24 protein-coding genes are annotated in these 24089 nt (G+C 36.5%); 22 read left to right on the top strand and 2 right to left on the bottom strand.

The window, feature by feature from the left end:
- Window positions 1–54: 54 nt before the first annotated feature.
- The 5 genes from CD003_RS15785 (at window position 55) to CD003_RS15765 (ending at window position 5563) form a co-directional block, all read left to right on the top strand.
- Window positions 55–1110, top strand: coding sequence for an ABC transporter ATP-binding protein (locus CD003_RS15785; RefSeq protein WP_096202016.1), 1056 nt, complete (start codon window positions 55–57; stop codon window positions 1108–1110).
- Window positions 1111–1379: 269 nt separating this feature from the next.
- Window positions 1380–2516 carry an extracellular solute-binding protein gene (locus tag CD003_RS15780; RefSeq protein ID WP_096202014.1) on the top strand — a complete coding sequence of 379 codons (1137 nt, stop codon included), beginning with the start codon at window positions 1380–1382 and terminating at the stop codon, window positions 2514–2516.
- A gap of 34 nt (window positions 2517–2550) precedes the next feature.
- The gene (locus tag CD003_RS15775; RefSeq protein ID WP_096202013.1) at window positions 2551–4236 is read left to right on the top strand and encodes an ABC transporter permease; all 1686 of its coding nucleotides are present in this window, start codon (window positions 2551–2553) and stop codon (window positions 4234–4236) included.
- Between the two features lie 193 nt (window positions 4237–4429).
- Entirely contained in the window at window positions 4430–5218 is a 789-nt protein-coding gene (gene modA, locus CD003_RS15770) for a molybdate ABC transporter substrate-binding protein (RefSeq protein WP_096202012.1), read from the top strand.
- A 12-nt stretch (window positions 5219–5230) separates the two neighbouring features.
- Window positions 5231–5563 (top strand): hypothetical protein, encoded by a 333-nt coding sequence (locus tag CD003_RS15765; protein WP_096202011.1) that lies wholly within the window; start codon window positions 5231–5233, stop codon window positions 5561–5563.
- A gap of 73 nt (window positions 5564–5636) precedes the next feature.
- Here CD003_RS15765 and CD003_RS15760 read toward each other — a convergent pair whose 3' ends face one another.
- Window positions 5637–6872, bottom strand: coding sequence for an IS110 family transposase (locus CD003_RS15760; protein ID WP_096202010.1), 1236 nt, complete (start codon window positions 6870–6872; stop codon window positions 5637–5639).
- 645 nt (window positions 6873–7517) lie between these two features.
- Here CD003_RS15760 and CD003_RS15755 point away from each other — a divergent pair.
- The 7 genes from CD003_RS15755 to CD003_RS15725 all read left to right on the top strand — a co-directional run bounded on the left by CD003_RS15755 (window position 7518) and on the right by CD003_RS15725 (window position 14756).
- A complete protein-coding gene (locus tag CD003_RS15755; RefSeq protein ID WP_179295571.1) occupies window positions 7518–8795 on the top strand; it encodes an ATP-binding protein in 1278 nt (425 codons plus the stop codon).
- Between the two features lie 148 nt (window positions 8796–8943).
- Complete coding sequence (locus tag CD003_RS15750; RefSeq protein ID WP_142302866.1) at window positions 8944–10392, top strand: IS1182 family transposase; 1449 nt, start codon at window positions 8944–8946, stop codon at window positions 10390–10392.
- Between the two features lie 283 nt (window positions 10393–10675).
- A complete protein-coding gene (locus CD003_RS15745; protein ID WP_096202008.1) occupies window positions 10676–11008 on the top strand; it encodes a DUF2325 domain-containing protein in 333 nt (110 codons plus the stop codon).
- Window positions 11009–11024: 16 nt separating this feature from the next.
- Complete coding sequence (locus CD003_RS15740) at window positions 11025–11705, top strand: hypothetical protein (protein WP_096202007.1); 681 nt, start codon at window positions 11025–11027, stop codon at window positions 11703–11705.
- A gap of 381 nt (window positions 11706–12086) precedes the next feature.
- Entirely contained in the window at window positions 12087–13046 is a 960-nt protein-coding gene (locus CD003_RS15735; protein ID WP_096202005.1) for a metal ABC transporter substrate-binding protein, read from the top strand.
- Window positions 13047–13110: 64 nt separating this feature from the next.
- Window positions 13111–13869: a metal ABC transporter ATP-binding protein gene (locus tag CD003_RS15730; protein ID WP_096202004.1), complete on the top strand. Its 759-nt coding sequence runs from the start codon at window positions 13111–13113 to the stop codon at window positions 13867–13869.
- Window positions 13869–14756, top strand: a complete 888-nt coding sequence (locus CD003_RS15725; RefSeq protein WP_096202003.1) for a metal ABC transporter permease — start codon at window positions 13869–13871, stop codon at window positions 14754–14756. Before CD003_RS15730 ends, CD003_RS15725 begins: the two co-directional genes overlap by 1 nt.
- Window positions 14757–14812: 56 nt before the next feature.
- Here CD003_RS15725 and CD003_RS15720 read toward each other — a convergent pair whose 3' ends face one another.
- Window positions 14813–15568: a rhomboid family intramembrane serine protease gene (locus tag CD003_RS15720; protein WP_096202002.1), complete on the bottom strand. Its 756-nt coding sequence runs from the start codon at window positions 15566–15568 to the stop codon at window positions 14813–14815.
- Window positions 15569–15797: 229 nt separating this feature from the next.
- Between CD003_RS15720 and acpS the strand changes: the two genes are divergently transcribed.
- From acpS to CD003_RS15670, 10 genes are all read left to right on the top strand, one after another.
- Window positions 15798–16157 (top strand): holo-ACP synthase, encoded by a 360-nt coding sequence (acpS, locus tag CD003_RS15715; protein WP_096202000.1) that lies wholly within the window; start codon window positions 15798–15800, stop codon window positions 16155–16157.
- Window positions 16158–16211: 54 nt separating this feature from the next.
- Window positions 16212–17747: an NAD(P)H-hydrate dehydratase gene (locus tag CD003_RS15710; protein ID WP_257008333.1), complete on the top strand. Its 1536-nt coding sequence runs from the start codon at window positions 16212–16214 to the stop codon at window positions 17745–17747.
- A gap of 69 nt (window positions 17748–17816) precedes the next feature.
- Complete coding sequence (locus CD003_RS15705) at window positions 17817–18830, top strand: LolA family protein (RefSeq protein WP_096201998.1); 1014 nt, start codon at window positions 17817–17819, stop codon at window positions 18828–18830.
- Between the two features lie 310 nt (window positions 18831–19140).
- The gene (gene alr / locus CD003_RS15700) at window positions 19141–20313 is read left to right on the top strand and encodes an alanine racemase (RefSeq protein WP_096201997.1); all 1173 of its coding nucleotides are present in this window, start codon (window positions 19141–19143) and stop codon (window positions 20311–20313) included.
- 310 nt (window positions 20314–20623) lie between these two features.
- Window positions 20624–20875: a CopG family ribbon-helix-helix protein gene (locus CD003_RS15695; RefSeq protein ID WP_179295595.1), complete on the top strand. Its 252-nt coding sequence runs from the start codon at window positions 20624–20626 to the stop codon at window positions 20873–20875.
- 3 nt (window positions 20876–20878) lie between these two features.
- Window positions 20879–21229, top strand: a complete 351-nt coding sequence (locus CD003_RS15690; RefSeq protein WP_096201995.1) for a type II toxin-antitoxin system PemK/MazF family toxin — start codon at window positions 20879–20881, stop codon at window positions 21227–21229.
- Window positions 21230–21444: 215 nt separating this feature from the next.
- A complete protein-coding gene (locus tag CD003_RS15685; RefSeq protein ID WP_096201994.1) occupies window positions 21445–22263 on the top strand; it encodes an RsbT co-antagonist protein RsbRA in 819 nt (272 codons plus the stop codon).
- Between the two features lie 20 nt (window positions 22264–22283).
- Window positions 22284–22640, top strand: a complete 357-nt coding sequence (locus CD003_RS15680) for an STAS domain-containing protein (protein ID WP_096201993.1) — start codon at window positions 22284–22286, stop codon at window positions 22638–22640.
- Window positions 22641–22642: 2 nt separating this feature from the next.
- Window positions 22643–23056, top strand: coding sequence for an anti-sigma regulatory factor (locus CD003_RS15675; protein ID WP_096201991.1), 414 nt, complete (start codon window positions 22643–22645; stop codon window positions 23054–23056).
- A 13-nt stretch (window positions 23057–23069) separates the two neighbouring features.
- A complete protein-coding gene (locus CD003_RS15670; RefSeq protein WP_096201990.1) occupies window positions 23070–24083 on the top strand; it encodes a PP2C family protein-serine/threonine phosphatase in 1014 nt (337 codons plus the stop codon).
- Window positions 24084–24089: the final 6 nt, after the last annotated feature.

Raw genomic sequence — 24089 nt, 5'->3', positions numbered from 1 at the left:
AAAATCATTCTCACATGATTGGTGTAAGGAAATTAAATTCCTTGGAGGTCTGTTATGAGTTTTATACATTTATCTAATATAACGAAATTATTTCATAATACATTGCAACCAGCAGTTGATAATATTAATTTAGATATTGAGCAAGGGGAAATCATTACTCTTCTTGGTCCAAGTGGTTGCGGGAAAACTACAACATTGCGTATGTTAGCAGGATTTGAACAGCCAACAAGTGGTTCAATTCGAATTGGTGAGCAAATTGTATATGACGACCGTCGTTCAGTTCCTCCTGAAAAGCGAGGGATTGGTATGGTGTTTCAAGATTATGCCTTGTTTCCCCACCTAACGATTGAGAAAAATGTAATGTTCGGTTTAAATAAATGGTCAACGAAAGCAAAGAAACAACGTGCAGAAGAGGTGCTTGAGCTTGTTGGATTGGCGGAGTTTGGAAAACGTTTTCCAAGTGAGTTGTCTGGTGGTCAACAACAGCGTGTTGCCCTTGCAAGAGCATTAGCTCCAAAGCCGCATGTTGTATTGATGGATGAACCATTTAGTAATTTAGATGCTGGGTTAAGAGAGAAAATGCGTTATGATGTAACGACAATTCTTCGACGTGCAAATACAACTGCGATTATCGTTACACATGATCAGAAGGATGCCTTTGCTGTTTCTGATCGTGTTGTTGTCATGAATCAAGGGGTAATACAGCAAATAGCAGCACCTAGAGTAATGTACCGTTGTCCAACGAACTGTTTTGTTGCACAATTTGTTGGCAAAACAAATTTACTTACTGGAAAACTTTGTCCAGATTTAAAGCATGTAGATACACATATAGGTAAAGTCTGCCTACCTGAGCAAACAGAGAAGACACTTGAAGATGTTAAAATTTCAATCCGACCAGAGGGTTGTCAACTAGTTGAAAAAGGTCGTTATGCTGGGTCCGTGCAACGTGTTACTTATAGTGGAGAGTATCAAGAGGTAGAGGTGCTACTTAATTCAGAAGGTCTACCTGCGGAACCTATGGTCGTATACGCTCCTATAGAGCGAGACATTGAAATTGGCTCGGTTGTTTCATTTGATATTAAGCCAGAGCTAGTAGCATTAGTTGATTAACAAATTATCTATACAAGTCAGTCCTATATCTAAGAGGGCTGGCTTTTTATGTGTTTTTTTCTATGTTATGACTAACGATAATTGACTGGCTATGTAATTCGAATAGAAAAAAACGATTTCTGTAAATTTCTGAAAAGAATTTTAAAAACTTTGTTGACAATGATTATCAATACTAGTATACTTCGAAATGTGAAGTTGATGAGAATGAGTTTCATTCTTTTTAACTGATATGATATTATTATTTTTAATAAATTAGGGGGAAACACACGATGAGTAAAGCATTAAAATTTATGTTGTTTGGTCTAATTTCATTTACTTTATTGATTGCAGCAGCTTGCGGTCAATCAAATGATGCGACTACAGAAGAGCAACCAGATGAAGCAGAATCAGAAACAGAGGAAACGCAAGACGCGGGAGAAGAAGAAGTAGTAGAATTAGATGGTAAACTTGTAGTATACTCAGCACGTAACGAAAATTTCGTACAACCACTTCTTGATAAATTCCAAGAGGAAACTGGTGTTGAAGTAGTAGCTCTTCACGGAGCAGATCCTCTTCAGATTCAAGAAGAAGCAGGAAACGTACAAGCTGATATTTATATTTCAAATGACCTTGGAGCACTTGGTTATTTACACAATGAGGGATTATTAACAGGAACTAACCCAGAAGGTATTGATTCAATTCCTTCAGAATTCCGTGCAGATGATAATGCATACTTCGCAATTTCAGCGCGTTCACGTGGATTTATCTATAACAAAGATATGATTACTGAAGAAGAAATGCCAAAGAGCATTGAAGATTTATTTGATGCAAAATGGGCAGAAGTAGAAAATGGATATGCTATAACTCGTGGTGGTAACGGTGGTATGTTAGGAAACGTTTCAGCACTACGCTATGAGTGGGGCGATGAAAAAACTGCCGAGTGGATTACTGCAATTAAAGATAATGCAGCTGGTATTTATCAAGGACATGGTGATATCCGTCGTGCAGTAGGTGCTGGTGAACATGCGTTCGGTTTAGTGAATAACTATTACTTCCACCAACAGCTATTAGAGCCAAGTGATAACAACGTTGGTTTCATCTACCTTGACCAAGAAGAAGGTCAAATGGGTGTAATTGCTAACGCTGCTGGCGTAGGTCTTGTTAATGGTGCACCAAACGAAACAAACGCATTAGCATTCCTTGAGTGGGTGTTATTACCTGAGAACCAAGTAGCGTTTGTTGGTGAATCATTAGAGCAATTAATTAATGCAGAATACGGTGCTGTTTACCCACCTGAGGTAGAACCGCATGTTGTGAATTTTACTGACTTAAAGGTTCAAGAAATGCCAATCAAAGAACTTGGAAACTTCTTTGAGGGGACAAAAGAACTTGTTGAAGTATCTGGTTTAGACCTTGAATTAAGATAATAGAACGGTAATTTGTAATTTAGGAGAGGGCATCATGAATAATGATAGCAAAAATAATGATAAATTAAATAGCGATCAAAATGCCAAGGTTGGGGAGAATAGCTCCCCAACCATTCTCCGTTTCTTTAGGAGAAAATGGTTTGACATTTGGAGTGGGAATCCTCCAGGTCCAGTATTACTATTATTTGGACTTGTAGTAGCACTAGTTATGTCGATTCCAATTATTTATGTTGTATGGCGTTCTCTTTTTGCGGGAGTCGACAGATGGATGCGTTTACTAGATGGAAGAATTCCTCAACTTCTTTGGAACACCTTCTCTCTAACTTTTGCAGTAACGGCTTGTGCAGTAGCGTTAGGTGTATCACTGGCCTGGATTGTTGTAAGAACAGATTTACCGGGAAGAAAAATGTGGCAATGGGTATTAGCACTTCCGTTAGTAATTCCACCGTACGTAGGTGCGGTAACTTATATTATTGCTTTTGGTCCGAGTGGTTGGGCTCGAGATGTATGGCGAGAAATCCCATGGCTTGTTGATACCTTTGGTAATTATCCACTTAATATTTATTCATTTTGGGGTGTTTTCTTCGTATTAACGATGTTTACGTATCCTTATGTATTTTTGATTGCTAGTGCATCCCTACGTAAGATGAATCGAAATTTTGAAGAAGTGGCCCGTTCCCAAGGGATGACAACATCACAAATCTTTTGGAAGGTAAACTTACCGTTTTTAAGGCCAGCTATTGGTGCGGGGGCTATCCTTATTTCACTGTATGTTCTATCTGACTTCGGTGCAATTGCGATGCTACGTTATGTTACTTTCACTGCAGCAATTTACTTCCAAAGGGCAGGGTTTGATACTGCATCTGCTTCTGTATTAAGCTTAGTTTTAATTGTATTGACTGTTGCTATATTATGGATTGAGGCACGTACAAGAAAGAAGAATAAGTATTATCAAACATCTAATACATATAGAGCACCAGATATTCTTTCTCTAGGAAAATGGAAGCCTTTAGCGATGTTCTTTGTCATAGCAGTCTTAATCTTATCAGTGGTAATTCCAATCGCTGTTCTTATCTATTGGTCCATTATCGGTATCGGAATGGGTGCACTAGATGATCGCTTCTTCGGATTTGCATGGAATAGCTTAAAAGTATCAGGGTTTGCAGCATTGTTATGTATGATATTAGCAATGCCAATAATTTATCTGAAATCTAGATACCCTTCAGTGATTTCAAGTAGTATCGATAGATTAAGCTATGCAGGATATGCTCTACCAGGGGTAATCGTTGCTTTAGGGTTTGTCTTTATTTTTAATAACCATATCCCTGCTCTATATAATACATTCTACATGGTTGCGTTAGCCTTTGTTGTCAGGTTCCTACCACAGGCAATGCAAGCAGGGGAGGCATCATTAAGCCTTGTATCACCACGTATAGATGAAGCAGCACGTAGCTTAGGATACCCACCTTGGAAGGTCATGTTTAAAGTTATCTTACCAACGATTCTCCCTGGTGTTTTAGCTGGTGGAGCACTGGTATTCGTTAGTTCCATTAAGGAGTTACCGGCGACTCTTATGTTACGACCGCCAGGTTTTGATACATTAGCTGTTCGGGTATACTTTGAAGCATCAGAAGCCATCTATCACTTAGCAGCACCATCAGCACTACTAATTGTTCTTGTATCAATTATCCCGTTACGGTATTTACTAAAGAAATATTAATTGATTGTTTAACCACCTTTGGAGATTTCTAGAGGTGGTTTTATCATGGTGACAGGTTCATCTTTAAAAAGTAAAAAAGGGAGAAAATGAAAAGTAAGAAAAATGTCACCTTTTGTTAAGGAATAATTTGTTAAAATATAGGTAATTGCAAATTATGAATATTTTAAACTATATTTAATTAGGATGAGCACATATGATAATAAATATTTCACGACTGATATTATTCATGTTTCTAGTAATTTCTTTAACCGGTTGTTTGTCCAAAGAACAGAAAAAGCCGGAGCTATTACTTTATACAGGGATTATTATGGCACCTGCTGTAACTGAACTTGCTGACACGTTTTGTGAACAGGAAGACTGTACGATTATGATTAGCAAAGGTGGCTCAGGGACGTTAGCGAAGAGTATTGAGCATAATCAATACGGAGATATCTTTTTTTCAGGTAATGAGAATTTTCTTCCGAGAATGAGGGAACTAGGTTTAGTCGATTATGAGCAGCATGTAGGGTATAACATAGCAACGCTAATGGTCCAAAAAGGGAACCCAAAGAACATATCAAACGATTTACGTGTGCTAGCAAATCCAGAGTATTATGTAATTCTTGGTAACCCTGAAAGTGCATCAATAGGTCAGGAAACCCAAGTAATACTTGAAGAGTACGGGATTTTTGAGGAAGTAATAGATAATACAAGAAGACTTACACCAGATAGCAAGGATTTAAACGAAACACTAGTTAAAAAAGAAGCTGATGTTGTTTTAAATTGGTATGCTTCTGTCTATACATATGACTCTCATGATGATGTGACAGTTTTGCCAATTAGTCATGACGTAGTAAGTCCTAATAGACTAATCATGACTCGCCTTTCATTCACAGAATATCCTGAACTAGCCAAGAAGTTTATTGATTTCAGCCACTCAAAAGAAGGACAGGAAATTTTAGAGAAACACGGGTTAGGCTTAACAAATACAATAGAAAGCTAGTAGGAGATACTCATGAAAACTCTTTTAAAAGAACCTATCCTACGTTATGTCATGATATTGACGTTAACATTTATATTCTCGTTAGTTCTATTAATCGGAACAAATATATATTGGGAAAAGAAATATTCAAAGGCATATGAAGATACTTTGTATAATGAACAGGCGAGAATGACATTAGGACGAATTATTCAAGAAAAAATTCTACAATTGCAATTAGGGCTGGAAAAGGTTAGTACAGCAGAGGATGTTAGAGATATTCGAGTTGTTCGAAATAGTATTACTAAACCAGCTAATAGTTTGTCAATATTTTTCTATAAAAATCTTAAAAACCACATGCTATACTAAAAATAGACATACCAAATAACCTTCCTATATTATTTTATTGGAAGGTTTTGTTCTATTTAGTTATATATAGAGTTTAGGCTATATCTTGGAAAGCACTCTTGCTATTTAATAGGGCGTAAATCCAGTGTAAGAGCTTATTAACACAAGCAATAACAGCTACTTTAAAAGGTTTTCCTTCCTCACGCTTTTTATCATAAAACGCACGTAATTTCTTATTACGAGGAATGATTTCATCACTCGTCTTCTTTTTGCGACAATCACGTATGGCACAGCGGACTGCCATATATAAGGCATGTCGAAGCCTACTTGACCCTCGCTTCGTAATTCGGTTTCTGGTAGCTGTAAACTTACCAGACTCGAATACACTAGGATCAACACCAGCGAAAGCTACAAGTTTCTTGGGATTATCAAATCGGTCTATCTCACCAATTTCAGAGATAATCGTTGCCGCGATCTTTTCTCCGATACCAGGGATAGATTTGATAATATTATATTCTTCAATTTCTTTGGCAAGGGCATCTATCTCTGACTCTAACTTTGATAGGTGCTCTTTATATTGAAGAATAATATTGATGAACATTCCAAGGCTTAAAATATGGCTTTGGTAAACAGTCTTTTCGAATGGATTACGTTTAGCCGCAGCTATAAGTTCATTCGCTTTTTCGTTTGCCCATCTTATTGAACGACTCTTACAAAGCTCACTTATCTTTTCAGTTAGTATCTCTTCATTCACGTTTAGAATATCTTCAGAAGATGGGAACTCTAATAAAGTTAAGAGCGACACCACTGAATATAAATCGCCAAAAACCCCTCTATACTCAGGGAATACTTGGTCAAGGATGGCTTGGAATTGTAATTTAGTTTGAATCAGTGTACCTGTAATATTTTCATGTTGTCTTGTTAGATTACGAAGGTTTAAGAGTTGAACTCCACGCTTTTTATAGGGTTCTAACTCTTCTTTGTAAAAGAGCTCGCAGAGGTGATAAGCATCAACCGCATCGGTCTTAACCTTCCTTAAACTCGAACTTTTCGCCTTATAGGAAATCAGTGGGTTAATGATAATCAACAAGTACCCACGTTCCTCTAAGTAATGAACCACTGGTGTTTGATAATGCCCTGTTGACTCTAAAATAATTGGTGGTTTTACACCCGATTGTTCTTTCACTTCCTCAAGAAATTCTCTAAGAGAAGCAAGCCCCTCCAAGGTATGACTTATTTTAAAACTCTTACGAAATGGATTCCCCTTATCAAGAAATGCTTGAACCTGACTTTCTCCCTTTGAAACATCCAGACCTATGACTGGATTCATTTTTAATCTCCCTCCTAAACTATTGATTTGCCAGTAACCCCTAATCCTCCATGCAGTATCACAGCTTCGCTTGTTATACGAGATCTAGGTCCCAACCAGCCTCAATCATGTTTCTACAAGTAGGGGGCGAACTGTTTAGCAGACGGGGTCAATGCCCCACGAGCAGTTACGTTCTACCCTGGCTACTGTTATAATAAGACCATATAAAATAAGGTCAACCAGAAATATTTTCTTATCTGGCTAACCTTATAATACGAAGAGCTGTCACTTATAGATGAAGCGTTAGATATATTACAAAATGGTGGGACGTACCGCGAACGTCGCCCCCTTGTTTATCGTGAAAGAAATTCTTTTGTAGCAGAAATTGAATACAACTCTAATAATGAACAAAAATACGCTCTTGAGATAGTAGAACTAGTACCATTAATATTTGATATTACTAGGTCATTTGAAGAGTATTTAAACACAATAGAATTATCACTTTGTTGTCCCGAAGAAATACGATCAGTTTATCAAGTTTCAATGGAAAGAGGGAATTTAAATGCACTTCTAACACGAGCAAATGAAATAAGTAATATTATTTTCTATGATTCTACTAACTCTATTGAAACTTTAAAGAGTAATATTTCCGAAGTGTCAAGTCGCTTGAATTTACTTCGTATCGTCTTTGTAACTATTATGAGTATTTTTTGTTTAGTAACTGCTTTTTTCATTACGCGTAATGTTTACTTTATTTTAGTTTCAAGAAATAGAACAGAAATTGAATTAAAGCATGCAAAAGAAGAGGCGGAACAAGCTAATCAAGCAAAAAGTCAATTTTTAGCACGTATGAGCCATGAAATTCGAACACCGATGAATGCGATACTAGGAGTGGAGGAGTTATTATCTGATTTACCCCAATCTAGTGATGAGAAAAAATACTTGCATATGTTAAGGAGAAATGGAGAACATTTACTAAAGTTAATAAATGATGTCTTAGACTTTTCCAAAATGGAAGCTAATGAAACGAAGGTCTTAACAGAGCCTTTAGATCTTTATAAGCTAATTGAAGAAACTGTCGATATGTTTAAACTGACTGTTAAAAATAAAGACGTAACCATTACACATCATATTGATAACGATGTTCCTAAAAAAATAGTAGGAGATCAAAATCGTTTAATCCAAGTGTTAATTAACTTAATTGGTAATGCTGTCAAGTTTACACATGAAGGATCCATTGATATTAACGTATCTGTTAACGGAACTATTCTACATTTCTCAGTAATCGATACAGGCGTCGGTATTCCTGAGGACCAATTGGAAAACATTTTTGATTCCTTTAAACAGGTCGATACATCAAATAGTCGAGAATATGGTGGGACAGGTTTAGGTTTAACGATTTCAAAGGAACTTGTTAAGTTAATGGAAGGTGACATATTTGTACAAAGTGAGGTAGGAAAAGGTAGCTGTTTTACTTTTACAATTCCAGTAAGACTTGCAGAGAGTACTAAAACAACAGAGACGCAGGTTACCGAAACATCTTTTCTTCTTAATGAAACTGCAGCTGCTAACATTTCAGAAAAGAAAGTTCTCATTGTTGATGATTCAGTCGATAATCTTACACTAATAAAAGCGTTTCTAAAAAAGGAAGCTATACAATTAACGACCGCAGAAAATGGTTTAGAAGCCTTTGAATTAGTAAAGAAAAATAAATATGATCTTGTGTTCATGGACATCCAAATGCCAATAATGGATGGGTTTGAAAGTCTATTAAAAATACGTGAAATGGAGAAAGAAGAAGGTAGGGAGCAGACACCGATTATTGCCTGTACCGCACATGCCCTTGAATCAGATAAGCAACAATGTCTATCTCTAGGATTTAACGGTTATGTAAGTAAACCACTTAAGAAGCAAGTGTTAAAAGAAACAATAGAAAAGTATTAGCAGTATGACTAATTAGGTCCCTACGTTCATAGGAGGCCACTGAAAAAGTCTCTATATTATAAAAAAAAGATATAGTACCTCAAAATTTGAGAGTGCTATATCTTTTTTACTGTATAATTAAATTATCAAATTCGAGTGGGTGGATACATTGATTCAACATCAACAAGTAAATTTAAGTCCTTATATGGCGATTTATGACATAGTCGTACCGAAAGATAATGTTTTGAGAAAAATAAATGACTTAGTCGATTTTTCTTTTGTATATGAAGAATTAGTAGATAAATATTGCCTTGATAATGGGCGTAATGCGATCCATCCTATTCGCATGTTCAAATACTTATTATTAAAATGTATCCACAACGTATCCGATGTTGATATTGTCGAACGCTCAAAATATGATATGTCATTCAAATATTTTTTAGATATGGCGCCAGAAGATCCAGTTATTGAGCCAAGTTCCTTAACGAAGTTTCGAAAACTGCGATTAAAGGATGTAAATTTATTAGACATGCTAATCAATAAAACGGTTGAGATCGCAATCGAAAAAGAAATTATAAAAAGCAAATCTATTATTGTAGATGCTACCCATACCCAGTCTCGTTACAATCAAAAATCAGCCAAAGAAGTGCTGGTTGATCGGTCTAAAAACCTAAGAAAGACGATTTATCAAGTAGATGAAACAATGAAAAGTAAATTTCCAACCAAGACAACATCAGATGTATTAGAAGATCAAATTGAATACTGTGAAAAGCTGATTAAAGTCATTGAAAAAGAAGAGGTTATTTGTGAATTCCCCAAAGTAAAAGAAAAATTAAACCTGCTTAAAGAAACTGTGGCTGATGATATTGAACATCTACAATTATCCAAAGATGAAGACGCAAAAACAGGACATAAAACAGTGGACTCCTCATTCTTTGGTTACAAAACACACATAGCCTTAAGCGAAGAAAGAATTATTACTGCGGCTGTTGTTACAACTGGAGAAAAGAATGACGGAAAGCAATTAGAAACCTTAATTGAAAAAAGTATGGAAGCTGGTATGGAAGTTGATACTGTGATTGGTGATGCCGCCTATTCAGAAAAAGGGAATATTGAATATACAAAAACAAACGAAATGAAGTTAATAGCTAAACTCAACCCTGTTGTCACACAAGGTAACCGAAAAAAAGAAGACGAATTTGAGTTTAATAAAGATGCTAGTATGTATGTTTGTAAGGCTGGACATATGGCTATTAGGAAAGCACGAACTGGAAAAAAAGGTGTAGCCACAAATCAAACACACACATATTACTTTAATGTAGAAAAATGTAAGGTATGTCCTATAAAAGAAGGATGTTATAAAGATGGAGCTAAAAGTAAGACTTATTCTGTGAGCATTAAATCGAATATACACAAAGAACAAATAGCCTTTCAAGAAAGCGATTATTTTAAAGAAAAATCAAAAGAAAGATATAAAATTGAAGCAAAAAACAGTGAATTAAAACACCGACACGGGTATGATGTAGCATCATCTTCGGGTCTTATTGGCATGGAACTACAAGGAGCTATGTCGATATTTACAGTTAATTTGAAAAGGATTTTGAAGTTAATAGGTTAACTAAATGAAAAATTTAGCTCTACATAAAATAAAAAAGAGACGAATACACCCATTTAATGGATATAATTTCGTCTCTTTTTTATTTCTCATTCTTTCGTCTCAAAAAACGGAAGTTTTTCAGTGGCCTCCGTTCATAGTGGGGATTTTTCTTATTTTAGACAAAGAAATATTGAAAATTTTAAAATGAATCATTGACATTGATAATTAGTATCAATTAAAATGTAATTATAAATGATAATCATTTTCAACTTTAGGGAGATGATTTATACGAGGAGGAAGAGTTATGTCATCATTACTTATTGTTGGAGCGGATCACTTAGGGAAAATCCCAAGTAAATTAGAGGGGATCGGTTTTCGGGAAATTATACATATCAATGGTAGAAAGGTACAGCAAGTTAAGAAGGAAATTCCGAATCATATTGATTTAATTTTAGTATTAACGGATTACATTAATCATAATTTATCGACAGTATTAAAAAAGAAAGCGAGTGAACAAGAGATTCCTATTTGTTACGCTAAGCGTTCATGGTGTTCAATCTATCAGGCAATAGGAAAGTGTGAACAGCATCAATGTGCTTCTAGAAATAACTGTAGTAAATACAACATGAATTGTTAGGAAAGGAGGACGGAAGTTGTTAAATTCACTTCAGGAGTTATCAGAAAATGCATTGCATTATGAGTCAATTAGCAGTTACATTACCTGTCCTTACCGTTTCTATTATCATAATCAGCTAGATCATGAAGACAACCAATATAACTGGCTTCTAACTACACAACAAGCTATTAATAAAGTAGTGTCAGATTTTTTCATGTTAAATGTTCATGAACGTACTTCTTTGAAAGTGTTACAGTTATTTAATCATTATTGGGGTAATGTTGATAAAGGTTCGTTTAATTCAGTGGGACATTACTATACAACGGTCGCCAAAGTGATTGATCACTTAATTCAGTTTTTAATGCAAGAATGCGAGTCTACACCACCCTTGTTTCTATTCGAGAAAGTGACTGCCTGTCATAAGAAGCTTAATCGTATTTTTAATTTAACAATTGATGTGGCTTCATGGTCTCCAAATTCTTATGTTGTTAAGAAATACTTAGTTCAAGTAAAAGAGGACATGCTTGATTCCTATTGGAGTACTATTACATATTTCTCAAAGTTGGCTTTTGGAGAGGTGCCAGAGAGAATTGAAGTAATCTCGTTAGAAAATGGTATCCGCTATACGTATACACCAAGGGAGAGCGAATTACGTAGTAGTATGCTATCTAATTGTTTTACATGCAATAATCAAAATGCATGTTTTGAAAATGAATAATTGTAAAAGAGGTGATAAGATATTGTAATATCTACGCCTCTTTTTTCTGTGAATTTTTGTCGATTTTTTAATTGAAAAATATCTAGACAAATGAAACTATCTATGAAAGAATAGAAGTTGCACAAGGGCAATAAAGTTAGCTCGTCTAAAAATATTTTTACAAGAGAAACTATTACCAGTAGTTTAAAAAATTAGCAGTTTTAAAGAATGAGTAGGCACAATTTTTATTAAAGACGAATAAATAGTAAAGAGTTATTTTTTTGCCCTAAAAGTTGCCTAAGTGCAAAAGAATTAGTAGTGGACAAATAAGGAGGTATTATTGAGGTAACAGTCAATGAATCTACTTATTTTATTTAATTAAATGAATGGAGGAGAAATTACATGTTGAAAAGAATGTTAACAATGATTAGTGTAGTGGCAGTTTTAGGATTTCTAATGGCTGCGTGCGGTTCTGAGGAAACATCAAATGAAGGAACAACTAACGAAGATGCAAACACAAACAATGAAGAAGTGGTTACTGAGGTAAGTAATGAAGGTCTAGAGATTACTACGAGTTTTTCAGTTTTAGGGGATATCATTTCACAAGTAGTTGGTGACCGTGGAACAGTTGAGTATATAGTACCAATTGGAGAAGAACCACATGAATATGAGCCGATTCCTAGTGACTTTAAAAAGCTAAGTGACGCAGATGTATTCTATGTAAATGGTTTAGATTTGGAGGAATGGTTAGAGAGAGTCGTATCAAATGTTTCAGACACCGATATCGTAACTGTTTCTGATGGAGTGACACCAATCCCGCTAGTTGGTGATGATGAGAACGATCCTCATGCTTGGTTAAGTCCTAAGAATGTAATAATCTATGTAGAAAACATTGTAAGTGACCTAATAGAAAGAGATCCTGATGGTGAAGCAACATACCGTGAAAATGCAGATGCATATATTGCGGAATTAGAAGAACTAGATGCTTGGATTGAAGAGCAAGTACAACAAATTCCAGAAGAGCAACGTGTCATTGTTGTAACAGAAAATGCATTTAAGTACTTTGGAGAAAGCTATGGTTTTGAAACAGAAGGTGTATGGGAAATTAATTCAAGTGAAGAGGGTACACCTCAACAAATATCACGTATTGTAGAGTTAGTAGAAGAACGTAACGTTCATGCGGTATTTGTAGAGTCAACTGTAGACAAACGCTATATGGAGACTGTAGCAAATGAAGCAGGAATTCCAATTGCAGGGGAAGTCTATACGGATGCGGTAGGTGCTGCGGGAAGTGGTGCTGAGACGTATATTGAAATGACAAAGCGTAATGTAGAAGTGTTTGTTGCAGGATTAGCCCGATAAGCATATGATATATAAAGGTGCCTGATAGGCACCTTTATTGCACTTCTTGAGAAAGGAGAAAGAAATGACAAATCATAGTGTGGAGATTAACAATTTAGCAGTTTACTATTATGATGAAAAAGCACTTGATATTAGCTCCTTATCATTACCTAATCAAGAATTAATAGGAATTATTGGACCAAACGGTGCAGGGAAATCGACATTTATAAAGTCAGTTATGGGGATTATTCCTACTAAAAGTGGAGAAATGAAAATCTTTAGTAATTCTATAAAAAAATCTAGAAAGAGAATTTCATATGTACCACAGCGTAGTAACATAGATATGGATTTTCCTGTTTTGGTAGAGGACGTTGTTGTTATGGGAAGGTACCCACATTTATCTTGGTGGAGACGCCCTGGAAACAACGACCGTGAAATCGCACGTAATTGTTTAGAGAAAGTAGGAATGCTCGACTTTAGTAAAAGGCAAATAGGTGAATTATCAGGAGGACAGCAACAGCGCGTGTTTTTAGCAAGAGCGCTAGCACAAGAGTCAGATTTATTCTTCTTAGATGAACCATTTGCGGGTATTGATATGACCTCTGAAAAAATCATTATTAACATATTAAAAGACTTAAAAAAGCAAGGGAAAACGTTACTTGTTGTACACCATGATTTAAATAAAGTGAAGGATTACTTTGATAGTCTCATTATTATAAACAAAGAGCTTATTGATTATGGAAAAACTGATGAGGTTTTTCATATGAAAAACCTTGAAAAAGCCTATAAGGGAAAAGTGACATTTGTCTCTAATGATGGTGAAACAATGGTGGTGGGTGGCTAATGGAAAACATTTCATTCTTCTTAGACGCCCTTGGTCGATATCAATATCTACAAAATGCTATGTTAGCAGGTATTCTTGTAGGTATTATCTGTGGCGTTGTCGGATGTTTTATAATTTTAAGGGGAATGGCTCTTATGGGGGATGCAATTTCTCACGCCGTTCTTCCAGGTGTCGTAATCGCTTATATGATTGGAACGAGTTATTTTATTGGTGCGGTGTTTACCGGTATTATTACTGCTTTAGCGATTGGTTATGTGTCGCAAAACAGTCGAATAAAGCATGATTCATCGATTGGAATTATGTTTACAGCTGCATTTGCTCTAGGTATTATCCTCATTACCTTTAATAGAGGGACTGGGGTCGATCTATGGCATATTTTATTCGGTAACGTATTAGCTGTCTCAACTGCTGATTTACAGTTAACGATTGGCATTGGTGTACTTGTACTAATATTAATTGCTCTATTCTATAAGCAATTATTAGTTAGTACATTTGATCCAATTATGGCACAGGCAATAGGCTTACCAACAAAACTAATTCACTATTTGCTAATGTTTGTTTTGGCATTAGTAACAGTAGCTTCGTTAAAATCAGTTGGGATTATCTTAGTTGTGGCAATGTTAATCACCCCGGGTTCAACAGCGTATCTATTAACAAATCGTCTTTCAACGATGATTGTTCTTTCAGCTGTCTTTGGAGTCATTTCTGCGATTGTAGGTGTGTATTACTCCTTCATTTACGATGTAGCAACAGGTGCATCAATTGTACTTGTCGCATCGATCTTATTTGTTCTAGCATTCTTGTTCTCTCCGAAGTATGGTATTGTCGTTCGAGGGATTAGGCAAAAGTTCTTTCTTAAGAAGAATGAAGAAGGTAGCCAAGGATGATAGGAACAGAAAAAAGCTTTACCTTACATCTCTAAAGGTAAAGCTTTTTTGCGTATTTATAAAAATCTCACGATTAAACCGACAGCAACAAGAATCCCGAATCCAATCCAGATAATTTTTTGGGTTGTCTGAGGGTTCATCCGTCTTCTTCTTTTCCAACGATTTGGATTAAAGGTTACTTCATCTGGGTCGTGAACGTGACTGTAATATGAATATGGCTTTGCCTTCATTAAGAAAATAGGTGCAAGAGCAGCACCGCCAAGTAATCCAAATAGATGAGCAAATATGTTAATGTTTGTATTTACGAAGGTCATAACTAAACCGATGACCATAATAGTCATAACAACTTGTGAGTTTCCTTGATCAATTAATTCTTTTTTATTAAGAACCATATAGAGATACACTCCGAATAGACCAAAGATTGCTCCTGATGCTCCTAGGTGTGGTGGATAAGTTAGCCCCCCTAAATAGTAGGTGGCAATATTGGCAATAATACCAGATAATAAATAGACAATCGTAAACTTCACAGACCCTATCATTCTTTCAAGAGCCGGACCGAAAAGAACAAGAGAGAATGAATTAAATAAAACATGCCCAATTCCAACATGCATAAATACGGGAGTCAATAAGCGCCAGTACTCCCCTTGGGCTACAGCAGGGTTGAAGCCTACGCCGTTTTGATAAATCCAGTTGCCCCCTAAACCGGGTAAGATGTTCATCCAAAGAAATATAATAAGATGAATGGCTACAAGAGTTGTAACTACAGGGTAGTTCCGACGAAAAGTATAGAAGTTTTCATTACGAATAAACATAGCTAGCCACCTTTCGTACATTTTTCCTATCTATTTTAACATAAGTAAGATGTTAGATAGCAAGAATGTGATTGGTTTAATATAAGCGTAATCCAAAGTAGTAGCAATGGCCACGTACGGTTTGTCACTTTCTAGGATGAAATCAACCCTATAGAAGCATTAAGAGATAGTAGTGCGGTTGCTCATTAGAAACAATCTTTATATTTATATGAGAGGAAGGAAAGAAGTTATGATAGAAGGAATTGGTATTGATATTGTTGAACTATCTCGTATAGAAAAAACAATCGCAAGACAACCTCGGTTTGTTGAAAAAATTTTAACTGTAAATGAATTGAATGTTTTTCATGCTTTATCTAAAGGTAGACAGGTTGAATATATTGCTGGTCGTTTTGCAGCGAAGGAAGCCTTTGTCAAAGCAATGGGAACTGGAATTTCAAAGAAATATAGTTGGCATGATGTTGAAATTTTACATAATGAAAATAGGAAGCCGATACTAGTGGCAGGTGTTGCTGGAAGGCTTCATGTCTCGATTTCTCACAGTAAAGAATATGCGGTAGCACAAGTAATTATTGAAAGCTCGTCAAGCTAGTCTGCATATTGTGTTAGTTTGTCTCATATAGTTGTAGTGCGGTAGGAGGGAACGATGATGCGAGTGGTATCTGGCGAAGAAATGCGCCAAATTGACCGTTTTACCATGAAGGAGATTGGATTGGCAGGAGAAGTATTAATGGAGAATGCTGGTCGAGCTGTTGTAGCAAGTCTTACATCGAAGCTGAGTATGGGTGATAAGATTACGGTTTTAATTGGTTCAGGGAACAATGGTGGAGATGGATTTGTCATTGCTAGAGGGCTATTAGAATTAGGGTACTTTGTGGACGTCTGGTTAATTCCAAGTAAAAACCGTATAAAGGGAGAAGCACTCTATCATATGAATGTATTTGAACGTTCAGGTTTCCAACTACAGCAATATAGTGAAAAAGCGCTTGTCTCATGTTTACCCACTTATACAGTCATCATAGATACTTTACTAGGAACTGGGGTAGAAGGACCGCTTCGTTCTCCGTACAAAGAAATCATCCCAATGATAAACCGATTATCAGCTAAGATTATCTCGGTAGATATCCCAAGTGGTTTACCAAGTGATGGGGGAATGAACTTTGAAGATGCTGTTAGAGCTGAGAACACCGTTACATTACACCTTCCAAAGATAGGTGCTTATACGTATCCAAGTGCTGATTATTATGGTCAGCTTGATATTGTCGATATTGGAATACCAGATAAGTCACATGAAGTAATCAAATCTAATTGTTTTTTGTGGAAAGAAAATGACGTGAAGAGGACTCTTCCTGTTCGAATGGAAAATTCTCATAAAGGGACCTATGGAAAAGCTATGATTCTAGCAGGGTCTAGAGAAATGACAGGTGCAGCTATTCTGGCAGCGAAGTCTTGTCATAGAGCAGGATCTGGTCTTGTTACACTTGCTATACCTGAGGAAATTCATCCAATAGTTGCAAGTAATGTAATAGAAGCGACTTTTTCAATATGTCCATCAAAAGACGGCTCTTTTCACCTCAATGACTGCGCCTCTTTATTATCTTTGAGTGAGTATAATGGGGTTGGAGTCGGCCCAGGCATTGGTAGAAAATCCTCTCTAGAGCCAGTCATTGCCGATTTTCTGGAGAATACTCAATGTCCGTTAGTGATAGATGCAGATGGACTGTACCATTTGCACGCTTTATTACCTCAGCTGAAATCTCGTCAAGGGGAGACTATTTTAACTCCTCATACAGGAGAGATGGCACGACTATTAGGTTGCCAAGTAAAGGATGTAGAAGAAAATCGGTTTTCACTCTCTAAGCAATTCGCTAAAGAGTATGGTGTTTTTCTCATTCTTAAAGGACCCTATACGATTGTTACTACGCCTGATGAAAGGCAATTTATTAATACGACTGGTACTCCTGCACCAGCAAAAGGTGGTTCTGGTGATGTGTTAACAGGAATGATTCTGGCATTTATCATGCAACACACATCGATTCAAGAGGCACTAAGTAATGCTGTATACTTTCATGGAAAAACAGCGGAACTACTAGTGGAAAAAGAGGGAACTGAGTTTGATATACTTTCTTCCGATTTAATCCAATTCCTTCCGAAGGCACTACGGACAGTAGTGAATGGTTAATGGTGATATTCACTTGCTTTAAGAAAGGTTCCCTCCTTTGTCGTTGAAATGAGACAAAGGGGTGACACGATGCGAAAAGCGTTAATGACATTATTTGTCGGCTTGCTTCTGACAATTTTATTAGTAGGTTGTGGCGAAAAAACACAGGAAGACATTATTGAGGATTTAGATAAAAAACTTGGTGAGATGACAGGGTACAAAGCGAATGCAACAATGACACTACAAACAGGGAAAGACCCTCAAGATTATGAGGTAGAAATCTGGCATCAAAAGGAAAACTATTTCCGTGTAGCATTGAAAAATGAAAACAAAGACCAAAGCCAAATCATTTTAAGAAACGATGACGGAGTATTTGTTTTAACACCAGCATTAAATAAGAGTTTCCGTTTCCAAAGTGACTGGCCAAATAACAATAGCCAAGTTTATTTATACGATTCGTTAATCACAGATATCTTAATGGACCCAGAGCGTCAGTTTTCAGCTAGTGAGGACCATTATGTATTCCAAACGAATACAAACTATCAAAACAAAAACTTAAGTAGCCAAGAAATTACGTTAAATAAAAAGGACTTAGCTCCAGCTTCAGTTAAAATCATGAACCCTGATTTTGAAGTTCTTGTTCAAGTGAATTTCAACTCGTTTGAAATGAACCCGAGCTTTAACGAAGGTGACTTTGACATGGAGAGAAATATGACAGGAGCAAAAATGGAAGTACCGACAATGGCTGAGCCAGAAATGGATGAGCCATTAACAGTTTACTTCCCGATGTATGAGCCTCAAGGAACGTCTTTAACAGACTCTAAGGAGATTAGTACAGAGGATGGTAAGAGAGTTGTGCTTTCTTATACAGGTGAAAACTCATTTACTCTAATTCAACAAAAGAGTCGTGTTGTAACAGCTAGCACACCAATGACGTTAAGTAATGGTGAACCAGTTGATTTAGGATTTACGGTAGGAGTTATGAACGAGAATGAAATTATGTGGTCATACGAAGGAGTAGATTTCTACTTAGCATCGAATGATTTACACAAAGAAGAAATGATGGCTATTGCACGCTCAGTATATGGTACAACTGAAAAATAACATTAATTTTTGGGCTCAGAAGATTAAAATTCTGAGCCTTTTTTCTAAAGGTTGCTAAAAAAGTTTAATTTTCACTTTTTTAGCGGCGTTTAAGTAATGCGCGAAGCCGTTGCCTCTTCTCATAGCAAGCGCGCAACGTGCAGAGCCATTACCACTTCTTGAATGGTCTAGATTGGACTTTTTCAGGTCCGCTTTTTTTCTAAATGAGGTCCTTTTTAGAGTTTTCTGTCTTTATATTATTTGTTAATTGACATTCCGCAATACGAATTTCATAATCAAGGGAAGACGATAAAAATGTAGTAGAAAGTGGATGAAGATAGTGGAAGGATATTATCGGGATACTTGGGTTGAAGTAAACCTTGATTATATAGAAGAGAATATTCGCTCAATCAAAGCCAATTTTCAGAGGGATATCCATGTAATGGCTGTAGTGAAAGCAGACGGATATGGACATGGAGCAACGGCTACTGCAAACGCAGCGGTAAAGGCTGGAGCCTCTTATATTGGAGTAGCGCTTTTAGATGAGGCACTTCAACTAAGAGAGGATGGAGTAACTGTACCGATTCTCGTGCTTGGGCGTACACGACCTAAGGATATTGATTTAGCTATTCGGAATGAAATAACGGTAACTGTTTTTCAAAAAGAATGGCTAATTGAAGCAAATAAGGAAAGTGAAGAGGAGAAACCGCTACTTGTCCATGTGAAGTTTGATACAGGTATGGGTAGAATTGGTATAACCACTAAAGAAGAAGGAAAAGATGTAATTAAGTGTATAAAAGAAAGTTCAAAGTTCATATTAGAAGGTGTATTTACACACTTTGCAACAGCTGATGAACTTGACCTTTCTTATTTTGATAAGCAATATGAACGATTTACAGACGTTCTTTCATGGTTGAATGATTGGGGCGCTAGCGTTCGATTTATTCACTGTGGAAATAGTGCAACAGGTCTACGCTTTCCAGACAAGGCATTTAATATGTTTCGCTTAGGGATATCTATGTACGGTTTGACCCCATCTATCGATATAAAAGCTGAGCTACCAGTGCACCTAAAGGAAGCATTCTCACTAAGAAGCAAGCTTGTACAAGTGAAGCAGGTTCCACCAGGTGAAGGAATAAGTTACGGCAAAACGTATGAGACGAAAGAATGGGAATGGGTTGGAACAATTCCTATTGGTTATGCAGATGGATGGTATCGTTATCATTCAACTAGTGGTGGTTATGTATTAATTGATGGAAAGAAAGCACCGTTTATCGGACGTATCTGCATGGATCAATGTATGGTAAAGCTTCCGTATCAGGTTGAAGTTGGAACGACAGTAACATTGATTGGAGCTGACGGAGGTTCAATGATAGGAATGGACGATGTAGCGAGTCGTTTAAGGACAATTAATTATGAAATCCCCTGTATGATTAGTTATCGCGTACCAAGGAAGTATTACCAGAATGGTCATGAAGTGTCTGTTAGAAATCGAATTTATTAGTGTTGAAATAACTTTTAGTTCTAAAACGTGTGAACAAAAAATAAGCTGAAATGGTGGAGAATAATAAGTCTAAACAGCTTAAGAAGGAGCAGTATTCCCTGAAGTTAACATATTTCAATAAAAATATTGCTTTTTTTGGAGAAATTAGAAGGTAAAATAAAAAAATTGGCGAATAATAGTTAGTGTGTTTTACAAGAACGCCTTTGCAATTCTCTAGGCGTAGTGCTATTATATTTCTGTGAAGTAAATAAGGTCGATAGGTGTACGTTGGGGGTGTTTGTTTGTGTCTAATCAGAACACAAAACGAATCATGATTACTTTACCACAGCATTTGGTAAATGAAATGGATGGAATCATCAAGCAAGAGAATGTCAACCGTAGCGAGTTCATTTCTCAAGCAACAAAAATGTACCTTCGAGAGCGGAAAAAGCGTCAGATTCGCGAAACAATGCGACAAGGCTATATGGAGATGGCAAAAATTAATTTAAACATTGCGTCGGAAGCTTTCGTTGCTGAGGAGGAAGCAGAGCATACCTTGGACCGCTTAGTTAGTGGGGTGTAAGGTTTGATTGTTAAACGTGGCGATGTTTACTTTGCTGACCTATCTCCTGTTGTTGGTTCAGAGCAAGGGGGAGTTAGACCTGTTCTTATTATTCAAAATGACATAGGGAATCGGTTTAGCCCAACCGTCATCGTCGCAGCGATTACAGCTCAGATCCAAAAGGCAAAGTTACCGACACATGTTGAAATCAATGCAAAGCGGTATGGCTTTGACAGAGATTCGGTGATTTTGTTAGAACAAATCCGTACAATTGATAAGCAACGGCTAACTGATAAGATTACACACTTGGATGATGATATGATGAGTCGTGTTGATGATGCCCTGCAAATCAGTTTAGGTTTAATTGACTTTTAATAAGTTGTGATGAAACGAATATTGAAATTTAAAAAGAGTTGCTCCTATGTGAAAAATAGAAGCGACTTTTTTTATTAATTAGATACCTTAACTAAGTACAACTATCACTATAGGGCTAGTTAGTGGTCGTGAGATTTATTTTCTTTTACACTATGATAGTATATCTTTGTTGGAAACTTGTCATATAAAAATAATTAGTACGATGGAGGGGAACTATGGAATTATCGGTTATAGACTTTATCTATGAGCATAAGGAGTCATTAAGGGAGAGGTGGTTAGAGGAAGTAAAAGACGTACGTAGGGAAGAGCATATGCAAAAAATCTCGGATACAGACTATGTATCTACTACGAAGGAATTTATGCAGATAATTATTAATAATGTTGAGTATGGTCAAGAGAAGGCTAATGAACAATTGACTGATTATGCCGATCGGTACATTAAAAAGGGTTGGCCCCTTGTTTACTTTACTCAAGGTCTTCAAACGTTTCGTCGCGTTATATTTGAGGTAATGTCTGAGAAGGAAAAAAGTGAACGCCCCCTAATTGAAAGTTACTATGAGGTTGAAAACTGGATTGATGGTCTTATTAATCAGCTAGTGCATACCTATTCTGGTTCTTGGGAGTCGACGTTTGAAATGCAGAAGCTCTCACTACTAGAGTTATCAGCACCACTAATTCCTGTATTTGAGCACATCAGTGTAATGCCGTTAATTGGGACGATAGATACAGGTAGAGCGCGATTAATCATGGAGAATTTATTAGAAGGTGTGATTAAACATCGTTCACAAGTTGTATTAATAGATATAACGGGAGTCCCTGTTGTTGATACGATGGTTGCAAATCATATTATTCAAGCCTCGGAAGCGGTAAGGCTTGTTGGTGCCCAGTGTATTCTTGTTGGTATACGCCCGGAAATAGCACAAACAATTGTAAATCTAGGAATTGATTTAAGTAGATTTCCAACAAAGAGTTCGCTTCGTAAGGGAATTGAAACAGCACTTGAACTAACAAATAAAAAGATTACAGAAATATAAGTAAGTGGGGGGTGAAATTTATGAGAATACCCATTTTAAAACTAGGTCAGTATTTGCTTATTAGTGTACAAATTGAGCTTGATGATCACACTGCTTTAGAGTTTCAAGAGGATTTACTTAGTAAAATTCATAAGGAAGCTTCACATGGTGTTGTCATAGATTTAACATCAGTTGATATGATAGATTCATATATTGCTAAAGTATTAGGTGATGTTGTTGATATGTCAAATTTAATGGGAGCCAAAGTAGTATTAACTGGAATTCAACCAGCTGTAGCGATAACCTTGATTGATATGGGAATCGTTTTAAATGATGTTCCGACAGCTCTTGATCTTGAACAAGGTCTTGAGAAACTAAAGCAGGAACTGGAGGGATGACGATGAATGACCATTCCTGTGTTGAAGTAAGTAGTGAGTGGGATATAGTTGCTGCAAGGCAAGCAGGCCGCGATTTATCCAAGGAATTAGGTTTTGGTACAGTTGATCAAGCAAGGGTAACGACTGCTATTTCTGAAATTGCAAGAAATATATACTTATACGCAGGTAAAGGAAAGATCTGTGTTGAGTCTGTAGAGAAAACTGGGCTCTATAAGGTGCAAAAGGGAATTAAAATCACGGCTACAGACGAAGGTCCAGGAATTGAAGACATACGTCAAGCAATGGAGGATGGCTTTACTACCTCTGGTGGCTTAGGGGCTGGATTGCCTGGTGTTAAGCGTTTGATGGATGAATTCTCTATAGATTCCAACCCTGAACAAGGTACAACAATCATTACAACAAAATGGACTCGTTAAAGGAGGACTATTATTGAAGGATATTACGTTGTCATTAGAAACTCATTATAGACATATTCTTGAATCCTTCTTATCAGTTAAAAGCGAGAAGGGGTTGTATGAAGCTCAACAGATGACAAGAAGGCTGTTGGAAAGTCAAATTTCACCAGAAGAAATAGTTAGTATTCATTATAGTACTCTAGAAAAGGTTTATCCTGATATGCCGCCAGAAGTCCATGATTCCTTTGAATTTTTACTAGAAGTAATGATTGGTTATGGTCTTGCATATCAAGAACATTTAACCTTAAGAGACGAAAAGAAAGAACTTGAATCTCAGATGGAGGTAGCTGCTAGTATGCAGCAAACGTTATTACCGACTGTTGTACCGATTATACAAGGCTTAGATATAGGTGTTATTAATATTCCTGCCTATAAAATGAGTGGAGATTATTATCATTTTATAAAGGATGATAATAATTGTTTAGGGGTTGCAATAGCTGATATTATCGGTAAAGGAATTCCGGCAGCATTGTGTATGTCGATGATTAAATACGCGATGGATAGTTTGCCTGAGCAGCGAATGATGCCACGGGCTGTTCTTGAAAGTTTAAATCGAGTTGTTGAACAAAATGTCGATGATAGTATGTTCATTACAATGATGTATGGTTCATACGATCCTAAAGAGAATCAATTTTATTATTCTGGAGCTGGACATGAACCTGGATTTTATTATGAGGCAAAAACGGGTGCGATGAACGATTTATATGCAAAAGGGCTTGTTTTAGGTCTACAGCGTAAGACAAAGTATAGGGAGTACTGCAAAGATGTGGAACCAGGAGATGCTATTATTCTACTTTCTGATGGTGTGACAGAGTGTCGCAAAGGAGGCGATTTCATTGAGCGGGATGAAGTGGTAGAAATCATCCGTGCTAATATTCATTTATCAGCACAAGAAATAGTCGATAATGTTTATCATGAATTAGCAAAGTTGCAAGAGTACAAACTAAGAGATGATTTTTCATTAATTGTTATTCGCCGAGTAGAGTAAAAAAGT

The organism is Bacillus sp. FJAT-45350, assembly GCF_002335805.1.
Taxonomy (GTDB): domain Bacteria; phylum Bacillota; class Bacilli; order Bacillales; family NISU01; genus FJAT-45350.
This window is presented reverse-complemented; position numbering and strand designations above follow the sequence as displayed.

Excerpts from the sequence above, each read along its gene's own strand:
- CD003_RS15785 (WP_096202016.1), top strand. The coding sequence starts at position 55 with ATGAGTTTTATACATTTATCTAATATAACGAAATTATTTCATAATACA.
- CD003_RS15780 (WP_096202014.1), top strand. The coding sequence starts at position 1,380 with ATGAGTAAAGCATTAAAATTTATGTTGTTTGGTCTAATTTCATTTACT.
- CD003_RS15775 (WP_096202013.1), top strand. The coding sequence starts at position 2,551 with ATGAATAATGATAGCAAAAATAATGATAAATTAAATAGCGATCAAAAT.
- modA (WP_096202012.1), top strand. The coding sequence starts at position 4,430 with ATGATAATAAATATTTCACGACTGATATTATTCATGTTTCTAGTAATT.
- CD003_RS15765 (WP_096202011.1), top strand. The coding sequence starts at position 5,231 with ATGAAAACTCTTTTAAAAGAACCTATCCTACGTTATGTCATGATATTG.
- CD003_RS15760 (WP_096202010.1), bottom strand. The coding sequence starts at position 6,872 with ATGAATCCAGTCATAGGTCTGGATGTTTCAAAGGGAGAAAGTCAGGTT.
- CD003_RS15745 (WP_096202008.1), top strand. The coding sequence starts at position 10,676 with ATGTCATCATTACTTATTGTTGGAGCGGATCACTTAGGGAAAATCCCA.
- CD003_RS15735 (WP_096202005.1), top strand. The coding sequence starts at position 12,087 with ATGTTGAAAAGAATGTTAACAATGATTAGTGTAGTGGCAGTTTTAGGA.
- CD003_RS15730 (WP_096202004.1), top strand. The coding sequence starts at position 13,111 with ATGACAAATCATAGTGTGGAGATTAACAATTTAGCAGTTTACTATTAT.
- CD003_RS15725 (WP_096202003.1), top strand. The coding sequence starts at position 13,869 with ATGGAAAACATTTCATTCTTCTTAGACGCCCTTGGTCGATATCAATAT.
- CD003_RS15720 (WP_096202002.1), bottom strand. The coding sequence starts at position 15,568 with ATGTTTATTCGTAATGAAAACTTCTATACTTTTCGTCGGAACTACCCT.
- acpS (WP_096202000.1), top strand. The coding sequence starts at position 15,798 with ATGATAGAAGGAATTGGTATTGATATTGTTGAACTATCTCGTATAGAA.
- CD003_RS15710 (WP_257008333.1), top strand. The coding sequence starts at position 16,212 with ATGATGCGAGTGGTATCTGGCGAAGAAATGCGCCAAATTGACCGTTTT.
- CD003_RS15705 (WP_096201998.1), top strand. The coding sequence starts at position 17,817 with ATGCGAAAAGCGTTAATGACATTATTTGTCGGCTTGCTTCTGACAATT.
- alr (WP_096201997.1), top strand. The coding sequence starts at position 19,141 with ATGAAGATAGTGGAAGGATATTATCGGGATACTTGGGTTGAAGTAAAC.
- CD003_RS15695 (WP_179295595.1), top strand. The coding sequence starts at position 20,624 with ATGATTACTTTACCACAGCATTTGGTAAATGAAATGGATGGAATCATC.
- CD003_RS15685 (WP_096201994.1), top strand. The coding sequence starts at position 21,445 with ATGGAATTATCGGTTATAGACTTTATCTATGAGCATAAGGAGTCATTA.
- CD003_RS15680 (WP_096201993.1), top strand. The coding sequence starts at position 22,284 with ATGAGAATACCCATTTTAAAACTAGGTCAGTATTTGCTTATTAGTGTA.
- CD003_RS15675 (WP_096201991.1), top strand. The coding sequence starts at position 22,643 with ATGAATGACCATTCCTGTGTTGAAGTAAGTAGTGAGTGGGATATAGTT.